The organism is bacterium (assembly GCA_019695335.1).
Lineage (GTDB): Bacteria > CLD3 > CLD3 > SB21 > SB21 > JABWBZ01.
Window position 1 is genome coordinate 1 of sequence record JAIBAF010000007.1, and the last position, 17,046, is coordinate 17,046.

Sequence of the window (17,046 nt, forward strand, 5' to 3'; positions counted from 1 at the left end):
TATTCAATCAAGGCATCGAATCGTACAAACAGCGTGACTACGACAAAGCCCGGCAGTCTTTTACTCAGGCATCCACATCAAAAAAATTGTCGACAGCGCAAATGGTAACATTGCACAAACATCTCGCTTTTATCTACGCGATTCAGAAACAAAATGCCGAAGCAGCCGATGAATTTCTGAAAGCATTTACTCTCGACAAAAGTTTCACTCTCGACAAGGCGGAAATGGGTAATCCCTACTGGACCCCAGCTTTCGAAGACGCACAAAAACAATTTGGCCTTCTGAGCATCAGTGGCAATGATCTGTTTGCAACGGCTAAGGACCATTACGAAAAACGTAACTACGACGAAGCATTGAAATATTTTAATGTAATATTAAAAAAAATTGACCTGGCACTCGATAATAAAATTCAAAGTTATAAGTATCTGGCTTTTATTTATGCCATTCAGAAAAAAACAGATGCGTCTAAAGACGCTTTCAAAAAGGCTTTTCATCTGAATAAAAGCTTTGAACTCGACAAAGGAGAATATGGCAACCCGATCTGGACACCGATCTTTGACGAAGTTAAGAAAAGCATGAGTAAATAAAACAGGAAGAAATTTACAATGGCCTCATTAGTTTTGGTCGATAAAGAAACTGTTTCCCACCGCTATCCTCTTGAAAAAGCCGAGACGACTATCGGCCGCCGCACCGATAACGATATTTTGATCTCCAACATGATGGTATCCGGCAATCACGCCAAAATCGTGAAAAGCGGAGCACAGTTTTTCGCCCACGACCTCGGCAGCACTAACGGTACGTCCGTGAACGGTAAACGTATTAATGGAACCGTTGAAATTTTCCATAACGATCACGTCAATCTCGGCGGAATGGATTTTGTTTTCCTCGTGGACGACAGCGCAACGGTACAAGTTGGCAAAGAAAAGAAAAAACCTTCCGCAACCGATTTTTCGATCATTCGCCTGCGGCCTGACGACACCGGGTATGCCGATCGATTCAATTCGGCACAATTGATGGAGATGATCAATCTGCTTAAAACGCTTGTTTCTGCGCCTAAAACCGATACCAATAAAGTTCTGGCTCAGTGCGTCGAGATCGAACATGCATTGGTTATTCTCAAAGATCAACTCAAGGAATCGGAAAGATTTCAGCAAAAACTCAACACGTTGTATGAAATCGGCAAAATCATCAATCTGATCTTCGATGAAGAAGAATTGCTCAGTACCATTATCGACCTTGCGCTGAAAGTTATGAACGCCGATTGCGGATTCATCATGCTTTACGATGATGCCAAAGAACTCGTCCCTAAAATCTCCCGCAAGATCGAATCGGATGAATTCAGCCAGTCGTCTCCGACATTCAGCAAAACGATTGCTAAAAAAGTTGCCGAAACATGCCAGAGTGTACTGACATCCGACGCACAAAATGACGATCGTTTTCAGGACGGCGCAAGTATCATCTCTCATCACATTCGCTCCGTCATCTGTTCCCCTCTTAAAAATAAAGATCAAAAAGTTATCGGCGTCTTGTACGTCGGCTCCAATGTAATGTCCAATGTGTTTTCCAAAAGCGACGTGGAATTACTGGAAGCCTTTTCCAATCATGCTGCGATTGCTATCGAGAACGCCAAATTATATGAAGACCGCCGCCGCAAAGAAAATTTAAAAAACGCTCTCGAGCGGTATGTGTCGAAACAGATCGCCGAAATGATTATAAGCAATGACGATAACGGCAACTTCCGTTTTATTCCGGAACGCCGTGAAGTGACGCTGATCTTTGCCGACGTGCGGGGTTTTACCACGTTATCCGAAAACATGAGCCCCGAAGACATGGTTGAAATTCTCAATCGTTATTTTACGCGCATGATCAATATCATCTTTAAACACGGCGGCACGTTGGATAAATTTATGGGAGATTCCATCATGGCGTTATTCGGAGCGCCGGCTTCAACCGGTGACGACGCGTACAATGCCATCATGGCCGCGGTGGATATGCTCAAAGACCTGGTGCTTTTTAATCAGGAGCAGGAAAAGCTAGGCAAACCACCATTGCGCGTAGGAATAGGTATTAATACGGGCCATGTCGTTGTCGGAAATATCGGCTCGGATCAACGTATGGAATATTCTGCAATCGGCGATAACGTCAATCTTGCGTCTCGCCTTCAGGGCAGTGCGGCGGGCGGACAAGTTTTGATCAGTAAAGCAACCTATGACAAAGTCAGTGAACGTGTCAAAGCTAAAAAATTAGACCCGATCATGGTCAAAGGTAAAAGTAAGCCGATCGAAATTTACGAAGTTATTTATTAGATTTTTATACAAGACCCAACCCAACCTATAACTATGAATCTTGACCAATTAATTTACGATTGGAATGAAGAGGCGTTGCCGGGTAATCGCCCGCCGCAGCATATCGAACTGAACGACGAAACGTTGCGAGACGGCTTGCAGTCTCCTTCGGTCAAAACGCCGTCGATCGAGCAAAAAATCGAAATACTCCATTTGATGGAAAAGCTCGGCATTCACTCCGCCGATATCGGACTACCGGGCGCCGGGCCACACGTTCTCGAGCATGTAGTCGCACTGGCTAAAGAAATCGTTGCACACAAAATGGGCATTGTTCCCAATTGCGCTGCACGAACTTTGAAAGCCGACATTACACCGATCATCGAAGCGTCCCAGCGAGCCGGCATCAAAATCGAAGCCTGTACGTTCATCGGATCCAGCCCTATTCGCCAATTCGCCGAAGGTTGGTCGATCGATCAATTACTAAAATATACCGAGGAAGCTGTAACGTATGCCGTACAAAACGGGCTCGACGTCATGTTTGTGACCGAAGATACGACGCGAGCGCATCCGGATGACATCAAAAAATTATACCAGACGGCCATTCGCTGTGGAGCGCGGCGTGTATGTATTTCCGATACGGTCGGACATGCTACACAAGAAGGCATCCATCGCATTGTCAATTTCATGCGCGAAATTATCGATCAAACCGGTGAGAACGTCAAAATCGACTGGCACGGACACAACGATCGCGGATTAGCCGTAGCCAACGCCCTCAATGCCATTCAGGCCGGTGCGCACAGAATTCACGGAACAGGCATCGGCGTCGGCGAACGCGTCGGCAATGTGCAGATGGACCAATTGATGGTCAACCTTAAACTAAAAAAATGGATCGATAACGATCTTTCCATGTTGCCGCAGTATTGCAAAAAAGTTTCCGATTATACCGGCATTGCCATTCCGTGGAATTATCCGATTTTCGGACGTGATGCATTCCGTACCGGCACGGGCGTCCATGCCGCAGCAATTTTAAAATCGCTCAACAAAGGCGATATGGAACTGGTCGACCGCGTTTATTCCAGCGTGCCCGCCGGAATGTTTGGGCTCGAACAAGTGATTGAAATCGGCCCGCTTTCCGGAGAATCGAATGTGATTTTCTGGCTCAAACGCCGCAAAATAGAGCCCCGTGATGAATTGGTCAAAAAAATATTTAATGCGGCTAAACAGGCTACAACCGTTTTGACAGACGAACAAATATACGCTCTGTGCAAGTAAGGACGTTGAATGAAACTCATCGCATGCGTTTTGATCGTTTTAATTCACGAAACAGCCATCTCGCAGTCCAATAAATACTGGATTTTTTTTAGCGATAAACCCAATAATACTGTTTTAAAAAAATCTATCGTCGAAAACCTCCCCGAACGCACCGTTCAACGCCGTTTAAAAAATGCGTCCATTGATATCGCCGATGAATACGATCTCCCGATCGATGCATCGTATATTGCGCAAATTGAGTCTTCAGGAATTATTATTCAACGCCGATCCAAATGGTTCAATGCTGTCACGGCTTATCTCGATGCATCCGGTGTTAATACCGTCAAACAATTGCCGTTCGTTAAATCCATTCGTTTGGTTGCTAACGGTGTAAAGGACAATGTTACGCGATCGCGGAATCAATCCTCATCCGCTCTTAATCTGCAATACGGCGCATCACAGAAACAAAATGCCACCATCAATGTCGTCAATGCGCATATCTTAGGTTATTCGGGAAAGGGCGTATTGATCGGCATGATCGATACAGGATTCAATCTTACTCATGAGGCTTTCGACAGTATTAAAGTTGCAGGACAATACGATTTTATTGAAAATGACACGGACGTTTCCGAACCGGTTGGATCGAAAGGCGGCAGTAGTCACGGAACGCAGGTTTTATCGACCATTGCCGGTTATGCCGGCGGACATCTGATCGGGACGGCATTTGGCGCCACTTTCCTTTTGGCACGAACGGAAGATGATGATGGGATCGGCGAGAAAGCCGAGGAAGATCAATGGATCGAAGGACTGGAATGGTTAGAAGAACAAGGCGCCGATATCGTCAGCAGTTCAATTAGTTTTTTCGATGAATTTCAGAATTCCGTCGATAATTATTCTTTATCCGATCTTAACGGAAAAACGGCGCTCACCACGTTAGCGACCAATATCGCTTTTGATAAAGGCGTCCTGGTTTTTAATTCCGCCGGCAATATGGGAAGCCGTGGCGCGCGTTATCTCGGAACGCCATCCGACGGAAAAAAAATGATCGCCGTCGGCGCCGTCAATGGCGACAGCTCGAAAGCTAATTTTAGTTCGTACGGCCCGACAGCCGACGGGCGTAAAAAACCGGATGTGTCGGCGCTCGGCAGGTTCGTACGCGTTGTTGCCGTGAACGATGATTCGGGCTATGACAATTTTGACGGCACTTCCCTCTCAACGCCACTCGTCGCTGGTTTGGCCGCACTGGCGCTGGAAGCACATCCTGACTGGTCGTCAAAACAACTCTACGATGCCCTCCGTAAAACTTCTTCACTGGCTTCGGGCCCGGATAACGAAATCGGTTATGGTATTCCCGATGCTGTACGCCTTATTAATTATTCTCCAAGCGGATCCAGTATTCCTCTTATCGATATTAAAAGCTTTCCTAATCCGGCCAACGCCACGGTTTCGTTCTCATTCAAATCACTGACCAATTCCTCTTATTCGCTCAGTATCTATAATGTTCTGGGCGAAAAAGTTACTGAATTGGCAAAAAACGAATCGATTTCGTTTAATCAAACGGTAACCAAAACCTGGCTTGGAAAAAATCTGGCTGGAAAGGATGTTGCTTCAGGAGTGTATTTCTATCGCATCGTAGTGGACGGCAATGCTGTCGTGCAGAAATTAATGATCGTTAAATGAAGTTCATTCGCTGGATAGTTTAACGAGGCTGCTTTTTAATGCATCAATGATCGTCGGAATATCTTCTTCTTTGCTCGATCGTCCCAGCGTCATTCTTACGGCTCCCCTGCCGTATTGAGGTTCAATGTTCATACCTTTCAACACGTGCGACAATCCAACAGCACCGGATGTGCAAGCTGACCCCGTCGATACGGCTATCCCATTGAGATCGAGATGAATCAACAATTCATCACCTGCTGCGTTGTTGAAGGAAACATTCAGATGTCCGGGTAATCGCTGTTCGGGATGCCCGTTCAGACGGACATTGGGAATTTCTTTTTGTATCGCATCCCAAAGAAGAGTCTGCATTTTTTTTAAGCGCGGTATTTCAGCGTTCATTTCCAATCTGCACAACTCAGCTGCTTTTCCAAATCCAACGGCTCCTGCAATATTTTCCGTTCCGGCACGCTGACCCCGTTCTTGCGAACCGCCGTATAAAATCGGCATCACCTTCACGCCACGTCTTACCCACAAAGCCCCGATACCTTTTGGACCATAAATTTTGTGCGCCGACATCGACATCAGATCGATAGGCATGGTTTTGACATCCAGCGGTAATTTGCCGAAACTCTGCACAGCGTCAGTATGAAATAAAATATTCCTGTTTTTTGCGATGGAACCGATTTCCTGAACCGGATTGATCGTCCCGACTTCATTGTTTACGTGCATGATCGAAATCAGAGTTGTACCCGGTCGAATGGCCGCTTCAACTGTTTGGGGTAAAATCATTCCATATTGATCACATTCGACGTACGTGACCTCAAATCCTTCTTTTTCGAGTTCTTCGAAAATATGTAATACAGCATGATGTTCGATCCGGTTGGCAATTAGATGGTTTCCTCTTTCCCGATGAGCGCGTGCAACGCCGGCAATAGCAAGATTATCCGCCTCCGAACCGCCGCTCGTGAAAACGATTTCGCCCGGAGAAGCATTGATGACCGAAGCGATCTTCTGGCGCGCTTCTTCAAGCGCTACTTTCGCTGCCCGCCCAAAACTGTGCAAGCTCGAAGGATTGCCAAATTCTTCGGTTAAAAATGGAAGCATGGCTTCCAACACACGTTTGTCGACAGGCGTGGTTGCGCTGTGGTCTAAATAAATTCGCTTCATGCCATCAGTAATGTATTAAAAAATTTCGGTGTAATGATATTTAAAACGCGTAACATTGTCAAGCATGGATATAAACGCGAGGCACGCGGGCATTGATCATGCAGGTTACTTCGTACGGAATCGTGCCCATCTTATCGGCGATGTCATTGGCCGTGATTTCTTCGTCGCCCATCTGGCCGATCAAAATCACTTCGTCGCCTATATTGATTCGGTCATCGCCGACATCCACCATCAGTTGGTCCATGCATACGGCGCCTACGACGGGATACCGTTTTCCGCGGATCAAGACATCGGCTTTATTGGTCAACAAACGTGAATAGCCGTCACCGTATCCAATAGGAATTGTGACAATACTGGTTTCACGCTTAGTATAATATTTCAATCCATAACTGATGCCGGTGCCGGCTTGAACACGTTTGAGAAAAACCACTTTGGATTTTAGAGTCATCACTGGTTTCAGTAACAAATTATTTTTCATGTGCGATGACGGCGTCATTCCGTAGAGGACAATTCCCGGGCGCACCATGTCCATAATGCTGGACTGAAGATCGACAACGGCCCCGCTATTCGCCATATGTTTGATCGGAATTTCAATACCATTCTTTTTCAATGTATCGAGCACGTCGTTAAATCGTTCAAATTGAGTATGTGCAAACGATTTGTCCTCATCGTCCGCCGTTGCAAAATGAGAATAGATTCCAACGATTTCGATATTCGGAAGCCGCGCGACACGCGTAACAAATTCTACGGCATGGCGATGCGATACGCCGATACGTTCCATTCCCGTATCAATCTTCAGATGAACGCGCGCCTTCGTGTTCTTTACTTCATCGTTAATATGCTGCGCCAACTCGAGCGATGAGACAGTAATCTCCAGATCGTTCTGAATGAATTTTTTCACCTGATAACCGAGAATACCACCCATCACAAGGATCGGGGCTTCGACATCATGTTGACGAAGAAACATACCTTCTTCCAAAAACCCAACGCCGATATATTCGACGCCGCTCCGAACCGCTTGCTGCGTAACTTCCAGAATGCCGTGCCCGTACGCATTGGCTTTGACAATCGCCATGATTTTTTTAAATCCGACACGACCGCGAATTTGCCGGATATTGTGATCGAGCGCGCCTAAATCCACGATGGCATATGTTGGCCGAATTTCACGCAGAACGTTGAACAAAGTATCCATATTCTCACTTCTTCTTATGCGTGAAAAGCACCGTCAACAACACCACAATAATCAAAACGCTGTATTCCATTCCGCCGTTTCCCGCGCCGACCACAAACCACCCGTAATGACGGTGCACCAACACGATTCCCATAATCATTTGAAATACAAAATAAATGGTCAGCGGCATCACATAAAGATTGACAACCAGCGCAACGCCACCGACTAATTCGCTCAGTGTGATGAACCAGGCCAATATCGTACCTAGCGGGAATCCTTGTCCTCCAAGGAATTCGCCGAATCCGCCAACCGTACCTAAATACATCCGCGTAATACTGTGAATGATGAAAACCGAACTCACACCTAGCCGCAGCATCGCTAACGCAGGCGATGGCTGAAATAATTTGACCATACACACCTCCGGTTACATTTTTCGGATGATTTCTGAAATCAGGTTTTGAAACGATTCTTTGACTCTATTCGCCGTCTCCGTAACTTCTTGGTGACTGAGCGGCGTTGTGCTGATACCGGTGCCAAGATTTGTGATACAACTGATACCCAAAACACGCATAGCCTGATGCCGCGCGACGATTACTTCCGGGATCGTCGACATGCCGACGGCGTCAACACCCATTTTCTGAAACATTTTTACTTCGGATTTGGTTTCATAAGTCGGGCCCGAATGCGCGCAATAAACGCCGCGTTGCGTACGAACTTTCAATTCCAATGCGATCGATTCGGCCATATCGATATAGGCGCGATCATAATCCTCTTCCATATCCGGGAATCGCGGACCCAGACTATCGACATTCATTCCCTGCAACGGATTATCAAAAAAATAATTGACATGACTCGTAATAAACATCAGATCGCCCGGCGCAAATCGTGGATTCAATCCACCCGCAGCATTGGTAACGATCAGTGATCGTATACCTAGAAAATGCATCATCCGCGTGGCGTACGTTACTTGTTCCATCGAATAGCCTTCGTAATAGTGCACGCGGCCTTTGACGGCCAGAATATCTTTACCGTGAATTTTACCAAACACCAGTTCTCCCGAATGACCCTCGACAGTCGACAGAGGATAATGAGGTATTTCAGACGTACGAACCGACGTGGCCTGTTCTAGCATATCGGCAAAAGGACCTAACCCGGAGCCAAGAATAATTGCAATGGAAGGGCTCGATGAAATTTTCGTCCGGACAAATTCTACCGACTCCCGTAATCGGATCAATACATCAGACATGGTTAAATAAGTTTTGATGTGAATGAATACGAAATATTCTGAAGAAGGACTTGAATGCGCTCCGGTTCTTTGGGTGCCAGCTGTGATAATTCTTTTCCGACGCGTATCAGAAAATTATGCGGATCGGGATAGATGGACGCTAAACGTCTGACAATCGTTGCGATCAAAGTATCGACTGGTGCCTGGCACGTATTCTCAAAAATGATTTTAATAAAATTGGTCTCGACCGTGAAAGGATACCAGTCTTCTTCCGAGCACACCCACGCCGGTGATTTTTTGGTCGGTACGTGATCATGAGCAAGTGGCTGGGGCAATTCGTCCGGATGTTTCTTGGATCGTGAACCGATCAACAGAATTTGTAATTCCGTATGAAAAGTAAAAGGCCGATTACCGGGAGTTTCCGCATTGCGTACAATCGCATTACAGATAAAACCGTAAATCCAGCCGATGCCGTCATCAATTTTTACAAGACTTCCGAAAACCGGCGGCGGAATGTGCAACCGTGTATCAAATAACACCAGCGCCCGCCCGGGAGCGCTGTCCACAACATGTCCGAATGCGAGTTTGGAATGCATCATATCACGTAAAAAGTTTGATCACGTCAAAAATAAGTTTGGGTTTTGCTTTCAGGGCAGCTTTGAAAATTCGCATCAGGCTGCGGTCTTGCATCGGGATTTTCAATACTTCCACGGCCAGTTTATTGAACTGATCATCGGTAAAATCAAAAACAGCTTCTTTGATACGGTAAAAACGTTCGTGATCTTTGCCTATTGTCGAATGCCATTCGCGATCGTATTCATATAATCGTTTAGCTGAGAAATCACGTTCGCGGGATGCTTGACCCGCCGTTTTACCCGCCAGCATTCCGGCGTACATGCCGGAAACGATGCCGCCACCCGAAATCGGATTGACCTGATGCGCGGCATCACCAACGAGCATAAAACCATCGCCGGAGATTTTTTTACGCGTCATGGCACAGGGTACGCCGCCGCACAACGTCGATAAAATCGGTTTGCCTGGAAACCGTTCCTCCACAAAATCTTTCAGAAAACTCAGCGCCGAGCGTTTGCCGGAATAATCGCCCGAAATGCCGATGCCGACGTTGGCTGTGCGGTCCCCCTTCGGAAAAACCCAAATGTAACCGCCCGGAACTCTCTTCGTTGAAAAAATGAATTCGCAAGTGTCCTGATCGATGTTAAGATCGGCCATGGTAAATTGCGCGCACGATTCCATGTCAATCATTTTGGTAAATGTGTTATAACCCGCCCATCGCCCGATACGCGATTCGACGCCATCCGCGCCTACAACAATTCCGCTGCGAACATCGATATCAACGCCCATATGTTTGACTTTGACACCGATCACTTTACCGTTATCATCTTTCAGAAGTCCCGTGACATATGCTTTTGTGACGACTTCCGTTCCTTCTTTGGCAGCCATGTTGGCCAGTTCGTAATCGAAGACGCGTCGATCGAGACAATACCCGCTGTCTCCCCAACGCGCATCCACAGCCGTTCCGTTCGGTGCCACAAGGCGAAATCCCGTGATCGTTGCAGCGATCCATTTGGGATCGACGTAATCGAGCACCCGCAAAATGCCTTTGGCACCCACACCTTCAGCGCATCGCACCGGCACTCCTACTTCACGGTCTTTTTCAAGCAGCAGCACGCGCGCTCCGTTTTTGGCCGCATACCGGGCCATAGTGCTACCGGAGGGTCCTGCACCTACTACAACCACATCATAGTGATCTTTACTAATCATTAATGATCCTGATTTAATTACAGATTAACGCGGCCTTCCAAAGCACGCGTCAATGTCGTCATATCGGCAAATTCAAGATCGCTGCCAATGGGAATTCCACGGGCTATCCGCGTCACCTTCACCGGATAATTTTTTAATTTTTCGGCAATAAACATCACGGTCGCGTCGCCTTGTACGTTCGGATTGATGGCCAGAATAATTTCTTTAACATCCGCGGTCAATCGCGGTAAAATTTCCGCAATACGAAGATCACCGGGTCCAATACCATCGAGCGGGTTAAGTAATCCGCCTAAAACATGATACAGGCCGCGAAATTGTTCCGTACGTTCGATGGCCAGTACATCATTCGCTTCTTCAACCACACAAATCACATGACGATCGCGGCGCGGATGCGTACAGATGGAACACGGATCCGTTTCTGTGATATTAAAACAAACCGAACAGCGCCCGATTTTATCTTTAATATCGATCAGTGCCTGGGACAAACTCAACACTTCTTCCTTCGGTTGCTTCAAAAGGTGAAAAGCAAGACGTTGAGCGGTTTTCCGTCCGATGCTGGGCAGTTTGGATAATTCGTGGATCAATTTTTCAAGCGCTTGCGACGTGTATTGCATGACTTATTTGAGCTTCATGCCCGGCAGGATGCCGCCGGTTACTTTATTCATTTCCTGGTTGGCCATATCTTCAGCTTTGTGCAGAGCATTGTTAACGGCGGATAATACCAAATCTTCAAGCATGGTAACATCATCGGGATTAACCACGTCTTTTTCGATGTGAATGGATTTGATTTTGGCATTGCCGGTTGCAACCACGGTGACGGCGCCGCCGCCGGAAGAACCCTCCACCGTGACGTTTTCCAATTCCGCCTGCTGTTTTTCAAATTGTTTTTGCATTTTTTCAGCCTCTTTCATGAGGCTTTTCATATCCAAACCCTTCATAGATACCCTTTCTGAATACGCTAAGATATTGATATTCGAATTAGTTTCAAGCTTTTTGTCCAATCCGGCAATCAGTTTTTCTTAAAGTCGACATTGACCAACTCGCCGTCAAGCATTTCAATGACTTTTTTTAAAGGATTTTGTTGTTCCAATTCGCGTAAATATGTAAAAATCTGGCTTTGTTCTTCCGGAGACACAGTGGTTGAAATTTTCGGTAAACGTTCTTCAGCCTGTTCACCATCGATGGTCGGATAATGGTTGAACAGCGAATCCTGCGTTTCTTGTGGCGCCGCGATCCGTAAATCGATAGGCGTTAATTCAAGATCGCATTTAACTCGGATTTTTTTCCCAATGAAACCCTGCAGCACTTGCGTCAGATAATCTTTCTCTTTATTGATAATTTCAGCATGAAAGTCATGCAATTCATCATTCTTGAAGCCTATGAGGAGCGTGTCATTGACAATATCGTGCGGAAATGTTTCTTCTAAAATAGCGCCAACCCGTATTTTTTCGGTTTTGACGCGTGAGACAATTTCATTCCATCGGGATTCGATATCGGTTATAGCAATGGAAGTTTTTTGAACTTCGGACGAGGAATTCGGATGATTGGTCTTCTGTTGTACAGGCAAAACAGGCGGGGTTGCGGCAACAATATTCGTATTTTCGTTCAGTTTATCATTTTTTTTTTCTGGTTCACTGACGGAAGGTGAACCAGTCTTGGCGCCGTTTTCGATGCGATCCAGACGCTGTAGTAACTCTCCAAGCTGGACGCTGCTATCCATGTGAAGTAACTTCATGAGCGCCAATTCGAATACGAATTTCTGTTTTACGCTCCATTTTATCTTTTGAATGGTATCGGAAACTAAGTTCATCATGCGCATCAGATCGGTTTCGCTGAAATGCCGGCCTTGTTGGAAATATTTTTCCTGGTATGCTTCAAAAACTTCGGTCAGCGACTGGCGTCCGCATGTTTTGGCAACGAGCACGTTACGCAGATGCTCGAGAAATCCGTGAAGAAATTCCGTAATATCCCAGCCGGAATCCAATACTTTGGCGACAAATTCGAACATGTTTTTGACGTCGCGCTGACGAATGACGTCGATCAGTTCAAAATACATCTGCTGATTGATCAATCCGAGCGCCTGGCGCACCTGATCGACCGACACATTCATTCCACAAAATGAAATTACCTGGTCCAGCAGCGTCATCGCATCGCGCATACCGCCATCCGCCATCTGTGAAATGGAAAAGAGTGATTCATCATCGACGGTGATCCCCTCTTCCTTACAGATATAACGCATCCGATCGACCATCTTGGCCGTTGGAACGCGTTTGAAGTCGAACCGTTGGCAACGCGAAAGAATCGTCGGCAAAACTTTATGCGGTTCCGTCGTTGCAAAAATAAAAATCACGCGCTCGGGAGGTTCTTCGAGCGTTTTCAGGAGCGCATTGAATGCGTCCTTTGTGATCATATGAAATTCGTCAATGATGTAAATTTTATGGCCGCCGCGCATGGGCATGAACCGGACTGTATCGCGCAAATTGCGTATTTCGTCGATGCCGCGATTCGACGCGCCGTCGATTTCCAAAACGTCCAGACTTCGTCCGGAAGTAATTTCCTGGCAACTCACACATTGATTACATGGCGTGGGAGTCGGCCCTCCATTTTCACAATTGATGGCTTTCGCCAAAATGCGGGCTGACGTCGTTTTCCCGACTCCGCGAGGCCCGGAAAATATGTATGCATGCGCCAAACGATTCGTAGCAATGGCATTTTTTAAGGTAGTAGTGACATGCTCTTGTCCTACAACATCTTCGAAAACCATCGGGCGCCATTTACGGGCAATGACTAGGTATGACATAAAAACTCTAAAACCGGTAAAAATTCGATTTTAAAATAAAGCCCAAGCTGGTTACGGCACATCCAAGGTAAAGCTTACCGTTGCTTCCTTCCGGACCTGGCGGGGTTCACTGCCTCAAATTGCGTAAGGCTCGGGCATAATTTATTTCTGAAAAATTCTAAAAACAATGTTTCAAAAATTGCGGCTTAAAATAACCATTCACCCCCAAAATGTCAATTAAAATCACGGCGTGATTTTTTACTTTTCCCATCGCGTTGTAACCGGATGAACCGGAGGTTCCGGTACGTCGTTGACAGCAAGTTTGGCCACTTCCTGCGGCGCAATTCGTCCTCCTTTTCCTAAGAATAACGCCCGCAATTCAGCCCTTGCACATACTTTTCCGTCTCGTTCAAAACGCTGTTCAATGTAGAACCATTTTTCGTCCCATGTTAATAGTTGGGTCACGATGTCAAATGATTGAAACGGGTCAATCGATTTTAGAAATTGAATATCGACCGCTCCGACAACCGGAAACCATTTCTTTTTGGGTAATTGCCATAATATTTTTAATTCGGACATAAAATGCGTGCGTCCCAAATCCATCAGCGTCAGGTAACGACCGTTATTCATATGCATATTGACATCCAGGTCGTTGGGCCAGCAACGAAAACGAACTTTGCTTGAATCAAAAATACCAATTTGCTTAACAAAGAGCGATTTAATAAAAATCCGAATCATTCTAAACCATAGGTTCATGGATACTCCAAATGTTAAATCAATCAGAAGCCGTTTGTCAAGAAGTGATTAAGCCATTGAAAAAGAAAAATCATAAAAAAACCAGCGAAGTACACCTTCGCTGGTCGTTATTAAAACCTATTCATATTAACCAATATTACATGATGCCTTGCTTCATTGCTTCGCGTGCCGTCATACCTCCGGCCATCTGTACGATACGTTCATCATAATAATCCGCAATGCGGGCAACCGATTTGATCGACGCCGTAAATTCATTTTCATCCAAATGAGCGCCGGCTAAAGAATGGCTGAAGATAATCGTTCCGTCAAACGTTAATCCAAAAGCGCCGAAATGAATGACGGCATTTTCTCTTAACAAAAATTTCATCAGATTGTCGTCGATATTGGCATTTTGTACGACATACGAAAAAGACTCGACCATCACGTCATCATCATGCCACGGACGAATGACGGTTTGGACGGCTGTAGAGCCTTCAAAAGCAAGGAAGCGGCCGTCTTCATGTTTTTCAAAAGAGCCTTTATATATTTTCTTGAGAAAACCTTCGACTTTGTTCTGAACTTTTATCGTTAATTGCTCGGGAGAAAGTTTGGGCGAGCGTGAAGCTTTTGATTTCTTAACCTTTTTGGCAGATTTGGTCTTTTTCGCCACAACTTTTTTTGCCGCTTTTTTTACTGCTTTTTTCACAGGCTTGGCTTTTTTAACTGCTTTCTTTTTGGTTTTTTTGGCCATAACAAAGTGCTCCTGAATTTATCGAATGTACTCCGAACAGTTATGAAGTTATAAATTTGGCAAAAAATATAAGATCTAAATTGATTCTGTGAAGTTATGCAAATTACAGACTAAAAGTCAAGCAATCATTCGTTTGAAACTGTTTTGTTAGCTTGATTCATGACGTGCCTTATATTGCGGTTAAATCCGGAAAATTTGGTTCGCTTAACGGCGCTCTTCTTGAATCGCTTTTGAAATGATTCTGGATTCATCGAAACCAGTTCATCCAAAGGAAGATTAATGTTCTCCATACGCGGATTAAATGGTTCGACATCTGTTGGTTTCGAAAATTTATTATTCCACGGACAGACGTCCTGACAAATGTCGCAGCCATAAATCCAATTTTGCATTGGCAGATCCGGCAGAACTTCACCGTGATGTTCGATAGTGAGATAGGAAATGCAGCGGGCTGAATTCACGACATATGGTTCAGTAATGGCCTGTGTCGGACAAGCGTCGATACACCGCCGGCACGTACCGCAAAAATCAACCGCCGGCTCATCATATTCCAAAGATTTATTGACGATGATTTCACCGAGAAAAACCCATGAACCCATTTCGCGCGTGATGACATTAGAATGTTTCCCCTGCCATCCGATGCCTGCTTTGGCTGCCCAATATTTATCCATGACCGGCGCCGTATCGACACAACATTTGCCTTCAATCGAAGGATCCATTTCTTGAATCGCATCAAGCAATCGATGCAACTTATTCTTCACAACTTCGTGATAATCATCCCCCCATGCATAGCGGGAAATTTTTCCGACCGATAGGTCGTCAGGAATGGGAGTAGACGTATAATAATTTAACGCAACACAAATAATTGAATGAGCTCCAGGAAGTATTACACGAGGATCTTCACGTTTATCACGGTTGCGTTCCATCCAACTCATTGTACCGTGATAACCACGTGATAACCACTCTTCAAGTAACGGTACGGTATCAATTTTTTCGGCAGGGGCGATTCCGACTTTATGAAAACCGATCTTGAGAGCTTTCGACTTGATTTGCTCAGTAAAATTCATACTCTTATGAATGATTCTAAAGAAACATCAAAGCTTCCTGAATAATTTGTTCTTAAACGATTGACATCCAACCGTCGGAATTATTTTTTTGTAGAACAAAATGGTCAATAACATTACCCAACAGTATAAATCATTTATAGATTTGATTCAAGTTAGCTTTATCACCCACATGTTTAGAAAATTCCTATTGTATTCATTTTCATTGTTTAGTATATATCTAATAAATACTGCACTTTAGAATTCCTATCGATTTTTTGTGCCTCAATCATATCAAAGTCCAGCTAAGGAAGACGCATGTCTGAAGAACTCCAACGAAGTATTTTACATACTTTGTCTTATTTTGATGTATTTCGCCATCCTCTGGCAAGCCGCGAAATTTTTGCAACTTTGCCGACCAATTCCGTCACTGAAACCGATGTGCAGTCAATGCTTGATACAATGGTTGGCATGGATCTTATTCAAGAACACGAACAATTTTACTTTTTACCCGGCCGTTCAGCGCATTTAATTCAGGAACGCAACAACCGGGAAGCGTTAGCCAAAATTCTGCAGAAACGTGCGCGTTGGGTTGCTCACTTATTTAAGCGTTTTCCGTTTGTTCGGGCCGTTTTCCTGACCGGAAGCCTCTCAAAAAATGTGGCGTACGAAAACTCAGACATTGATCTGCTGATCGTCACTGCACCGAGCCGAGTGTGGATTTGCCGAACGTTATTTACGATTTTTAAAAAACTCTTCCTCCTGAATTACAATAAATACTGCTGTTTTAATTTCATTATTTCTGAAAAAGCTTTGTCTATAGAGCAGCGTAATATATACACAGCTATTGAGACGTCAACCGTGATTCCTCTTTGGAATCAGGCAATCTTCCGACAGTTTAACGAAGCCAATCAGTGGATTTTCAACTTTTTACCTAATTGGCGTTTCGATGAGAATCGTACACTGTTGATCTCATCAAGACAATCACTGTTTCAATGGTTCACAGAAAAATGTTTCTTAGTTTTACCGCTCGATCAAATCGACAAAAAGTTGATGAATATGTGGCAGTTCATCTGGTCTAAACGGCATCCTGAATTATCCGAGGAAGAACGCAAACTGCGTTTCCAATGTCATCAGGATGTTTCAACGCGATGGGATATTAATTATTATGAAACGATTCGGAAACAAATAAACAATTAAT

At 45.1% G+C, this 17,046-nt stretch carries 17 protein-coding genes and 1 other RNA gene; 5 read left to right on the top strand and 13 right to left on the bottom strand.

Annotated elements, in window-relative coordinates:
* From K1X84_02810 to K1X84_02825, 4 genes are all read left to right on the top strand, one after another.
* On the top strand, window positions 1-587 hold a 587-nt coding region (locus K1X84_02810; GenBank protein MBX7150545.1), incomplete at its 5' end, for a hypothetical protein.
* A gap of 18 nt (window positions 588-605) precedes the next feature.
* A complete protein-coding gene (locus K1X84_02815; GenBank protein ID MBX7150546.1) occupies window positions 606-2,306 on the top strand; it encodes a GAF domain-containing protein in 1,701 nt (566 codons plus the stop codon).
* A gap of 33 nt (window positions 2,307-2,339) precedes the next feature.
* Complete coding sequence (locus tag K1X84_02820; protein MBX7150547.1) at window positions 2,340-3,557, top strand: LeuA family protein; 1,218 nt, start codon at window positions 2,340-2,342, stop codon at window positions 3,555-3,557.
* A gap of 9 nt (window positions 3,558-3,566) precedes the next feature.
* The gene (locus K1X84_02825; GenBank protein MBX7150548.1) at window positions 3,567-5,216 is read left to right on the top strand and encodes a S8 family peptidase; all 1,650 of its coding nucleotides are present in this window, start codon (window positions 3,567-3,569) and stop codon (window positions 5,214-5,216) included.
* 3 nt (window positions 5,217-5,219) lie between these two features.
* Here K1X84_02825 and K1X84_02830 read toward each other — a convergent pair whose 3' ends face one another.
* The 13 genes from K1X84_02830 to queG all read right to left on the bottom strand — a co-directional run bounded on the left by K1X84_02830 (window position 5,220) and on the right by queG (window position 15,869).
* A complete protein-coding gene (locus K1X84_02830; protein ID MBX7150549.1) occupies window positions 5,220-6,362 on the bottom strand; it encodes a cysteine desulfurase in 1,143 nt (380 codons plus the stop codon).
* A gap of 58 nt (window positions 6,363-6,420) precedes the next feature.
* A complete protein-coding gene (alr, locus tag K1X84_02835; protein MBX7150550.1) occupies window positions 6,421-7,554 on the bottom strand; it encodes an alanine racemase in 1,134 nt (377 codons plus the stop codon).
* Between the two features lie 4 nt (window positions 7,555-7,558).
* Window positions 7,559-7,945 carry a DoxX family protein gene (locus tag K1X84_02840; protein ID MBX7150551.1) on the bottom strand — a complete coding sequence of 129 codons (387 nt, stop codon included), beginning with the start codon at window positions 7,943-7,945 and terminating at the stop codon, window positions 7,559-7,561.
* A gap of 12 nt (window positions 7,946-7,957) precedes the next feature.
* Window positions 7,958-8,779 carry a purine-nucleoside phosphorylase gene (locus K1X84_02845; GenBank protein ID MBX7150552.1) on the bottom strand — a complete coding sequence of 274 codons (822 nt, stop codon included), beginning with the start codon at window positions 8,777-8,779 and terminating at the stop codon, window positions 7,958-7,960.
* Window positions 8,780-8,781: 2 nt separating this feature from the next.
* Window positions 8,782-9,357, bottom strand: coding sequence for a hypothetical protein (locus K1X84_02850; GenBank protein MBX7150553.1), 576 nt, complete (start codon window positions 9,355-9,357; stop codon window positions 8,782-8,784).
* Between the two features lies 1 nt (window position 9,358).
* Window positions 9,359-10,540: an NAD(P)/FAD-dependent oxidoreductase gene (locus tag K1X84_02855; GenBank protein MBX7150554.1), complete on the bottom strand. Its 1,182-nt coding sequence runs from the start codon at window positions 10,538-10,540 to the stop codon at window positions 9,359-9,361.
* 17 nt (window positions 10,541-10,557) lie between these two features.
* Window positions 10,558-11,154, bottom strand: a complete 597-nt coding sequence (gene recR / locus K1X84_02860) for a recombination mediator RecR (protein MBX7150555.1) — start codon at window positions 11,152-11,154, stop codon at window positions 10,558-10,560.
* 3 nt (window positions 11,155-11,157) lie between these two features.
* Window positions 11,158-11,478: a YbaB/EbfC family nucleoid-associated protein gene (locus tag K1X84_02865; GenBank protein ID MBX7150556.1), complete on the bottom strand. Its 321-nt coding sequence runs from the start codon at window positions 11,476-11,478 to the stop codon at window positions 11,158-11,160.
* Between the two features lie 71 nt (window positions 11,479-11,549).
* Entirely contained in the window at window positions 11,550-13,340 is a 1,791-nt protein-coding gene (gene dnaX, locus K1X84_02870) for a DNA polymerase III subunit gamma/tau (protein ID MBX7150557.1), read from the bottom strand.
* Window positions 13,341-13,377: 37 nt separating this feature from the next.
* Window positions 13,378-13,476: signal recognition particle sRNA small type (ffs, locus tag K1X84_02875), an RNA gene on the bottom strand.
* A gap of 101 nt (window positions 13,477-13,577) precedes the next feature.
* Complete coding sequence (locus tag K1X84_02880; GenBank protein MBX7150558.1) at window positions 13,578-14,075, bottom strand: thioesterase family protein; 498 nt, start codon at window positions 14,073-14,075, stop codon at window positions 13,578-13,580.
* Between the two features lie 136 nt (window positions 14,076-14,211).
* A complete protein-coding gene (locus K1X84_02885) occupies window positions 14,212-14,805 on the bottom strand; it encodes a YbjN domain-containing protein (protein ID MBX7150559.1) in 594 nt (197 codons plus the stop codon).
* A 125-nt stretch (window positions 14,806-14,930) separates the two neighbouring features.
* A complete protein-coding gene (queG, locus tag K1X84_02890; GenBank protein MBX7150560.1) occupies window positions 14,931-15,869 on the bottom strand; it encodes a tRNA epoxyqueuosine(34) reductase QueG in 939 nt (312 codons plus the stop codon).
* Between the two features lie 294 nt (window positions 15,870-16,163).
* Here queG and K1X84_02895 point away from each other — a divergent pair, with 294 nt between their 5' ends.
* Window positions 16,164-17,045 carry a nucleotidyltransferase domain-containing protein gene (locus K1X84_02895; protein ID MBX7150561.1) on the top strand — a complete coding sequence of 294 codons (882 nt, stop codon included), beginning with the start codon at window positions 16,164-16,166 and terminating at the stop codon, window positions 17,043-17,045.
* Window position 17,046 lies beyond the last annotated feature (1 nt).

Excerpts from the sequence above, each read along its gene's own strand:
- K1X84_02845 (MBX7150552.1), bottom strand. The coding sequence starts at position 8,779 with ATGTCTGATGTATTGATCCGATTACGGGAGTCGGTAGAATTTGTCCGG.
- K1X84_02815 (MBX7150546.1), top strand. The coding sequence starts at position 606 with ATGGCCTCATTAGTTTTGGTCGATAAAGAAACTGTTTCCCACCGCTAT.
- K1X84_02895 (MBX7150561.1), top strand. The coding sequence starts at position 16,164 with ATGTCTGAAGAACTCCAACGAAGTATTTTACATACTTTGTCTTATTTT.
- dnaX (MBX7150557.1), bottom strand. The coding sequence starts at position 13,340 with ATGTCATACCTAGTCATTGCCCGTAAATGGCGCCCGATGGTTTTCGAA.
- K1X84_02850 (MBX7150553.1), bottom strand. The coding sequence starts at position 9,357 with ATGATGCATTCCAAACTCGCATTCGGACATGTTGTGGACAGCGCTCCC.
- K1X84_02865 (MBX7150556.1), bottom strand. The coding sequence starts at position 11,478 with ATGAAGGGTTTGGATATGAAAAGCCTCATGAAAGAGGCTGAAAAAATG.
- K1X84_02855 (MBX7150554.1), bottom strand. The coding sequence starts at position 10,540 with ATGATTAGTAAAGATCACTATGATGTGGTTGTAGTAGGTGCAGGACCC.
- K1X84_02825 (MBX7150548.1), top strand. The coding sequence starts at position 3,567 with ATGAAACTCATCGCATGCGTTTTGATCGTTTTAATTCACGAAACAGCC.
- recR (MBX7150555.1), bottom strand. The coding sequence starts at position 11,154 with ATGCAATACACGTCGCAAGCGCTTGAAAAATTGATCCACGAATTATCC.
- K1X84_02820 (MBX7150547.1), top strand. The coding sequence starts at position 2,340 with ATGAATCTTGACCAATTAATTTACGATTGGAATGAAGAGGCGTTGCCG.
- K1X84_02840 (MBX7150551.1), bottom strand. The coding sequence starts at position 7,945 with ATGGTCAAATTATTTCAGCCATCGCCTGCGTTAGCGATGCTGCGGCTA.
- K1X84_02880 (MBX7150558.1), bottom strand. The coding sequence starts at position 14,075 with ATGAACCTATGGTTTAGAATGATTCGGATTTTTATTAAATCGCTCTTT.
- K1X84_02830 (MBX7150549.1), bottom strand. The coding sequence starts at position 6,362 with ATGAAGCGAATTTATTTAGACCACAGCGCAACCACGCCTGTCGACAAA.
- alr (MBX7150550.1), bottom strand. The coding sequence starts at position 7,554 with ATGGATACTTTGTTCAACGTTCTGCGTGAAATTCGGCCAACATATGCC.
- K1X84_02885 (MBX7150559.1), bottom strand. The coding sequence starts at position 14,805 with ATGGCCAAAAAAACCAAAAAGAAAGCAGTTAAAAAAGCCAAGCCTGTG.
- queG (MBX7150560.1), bottom strand. The coding sequence starts at position 15,869 with ATGAATTTTACTGAGCAAATCAAGTCGAAAGCTCTCAAGATCGGTTTT.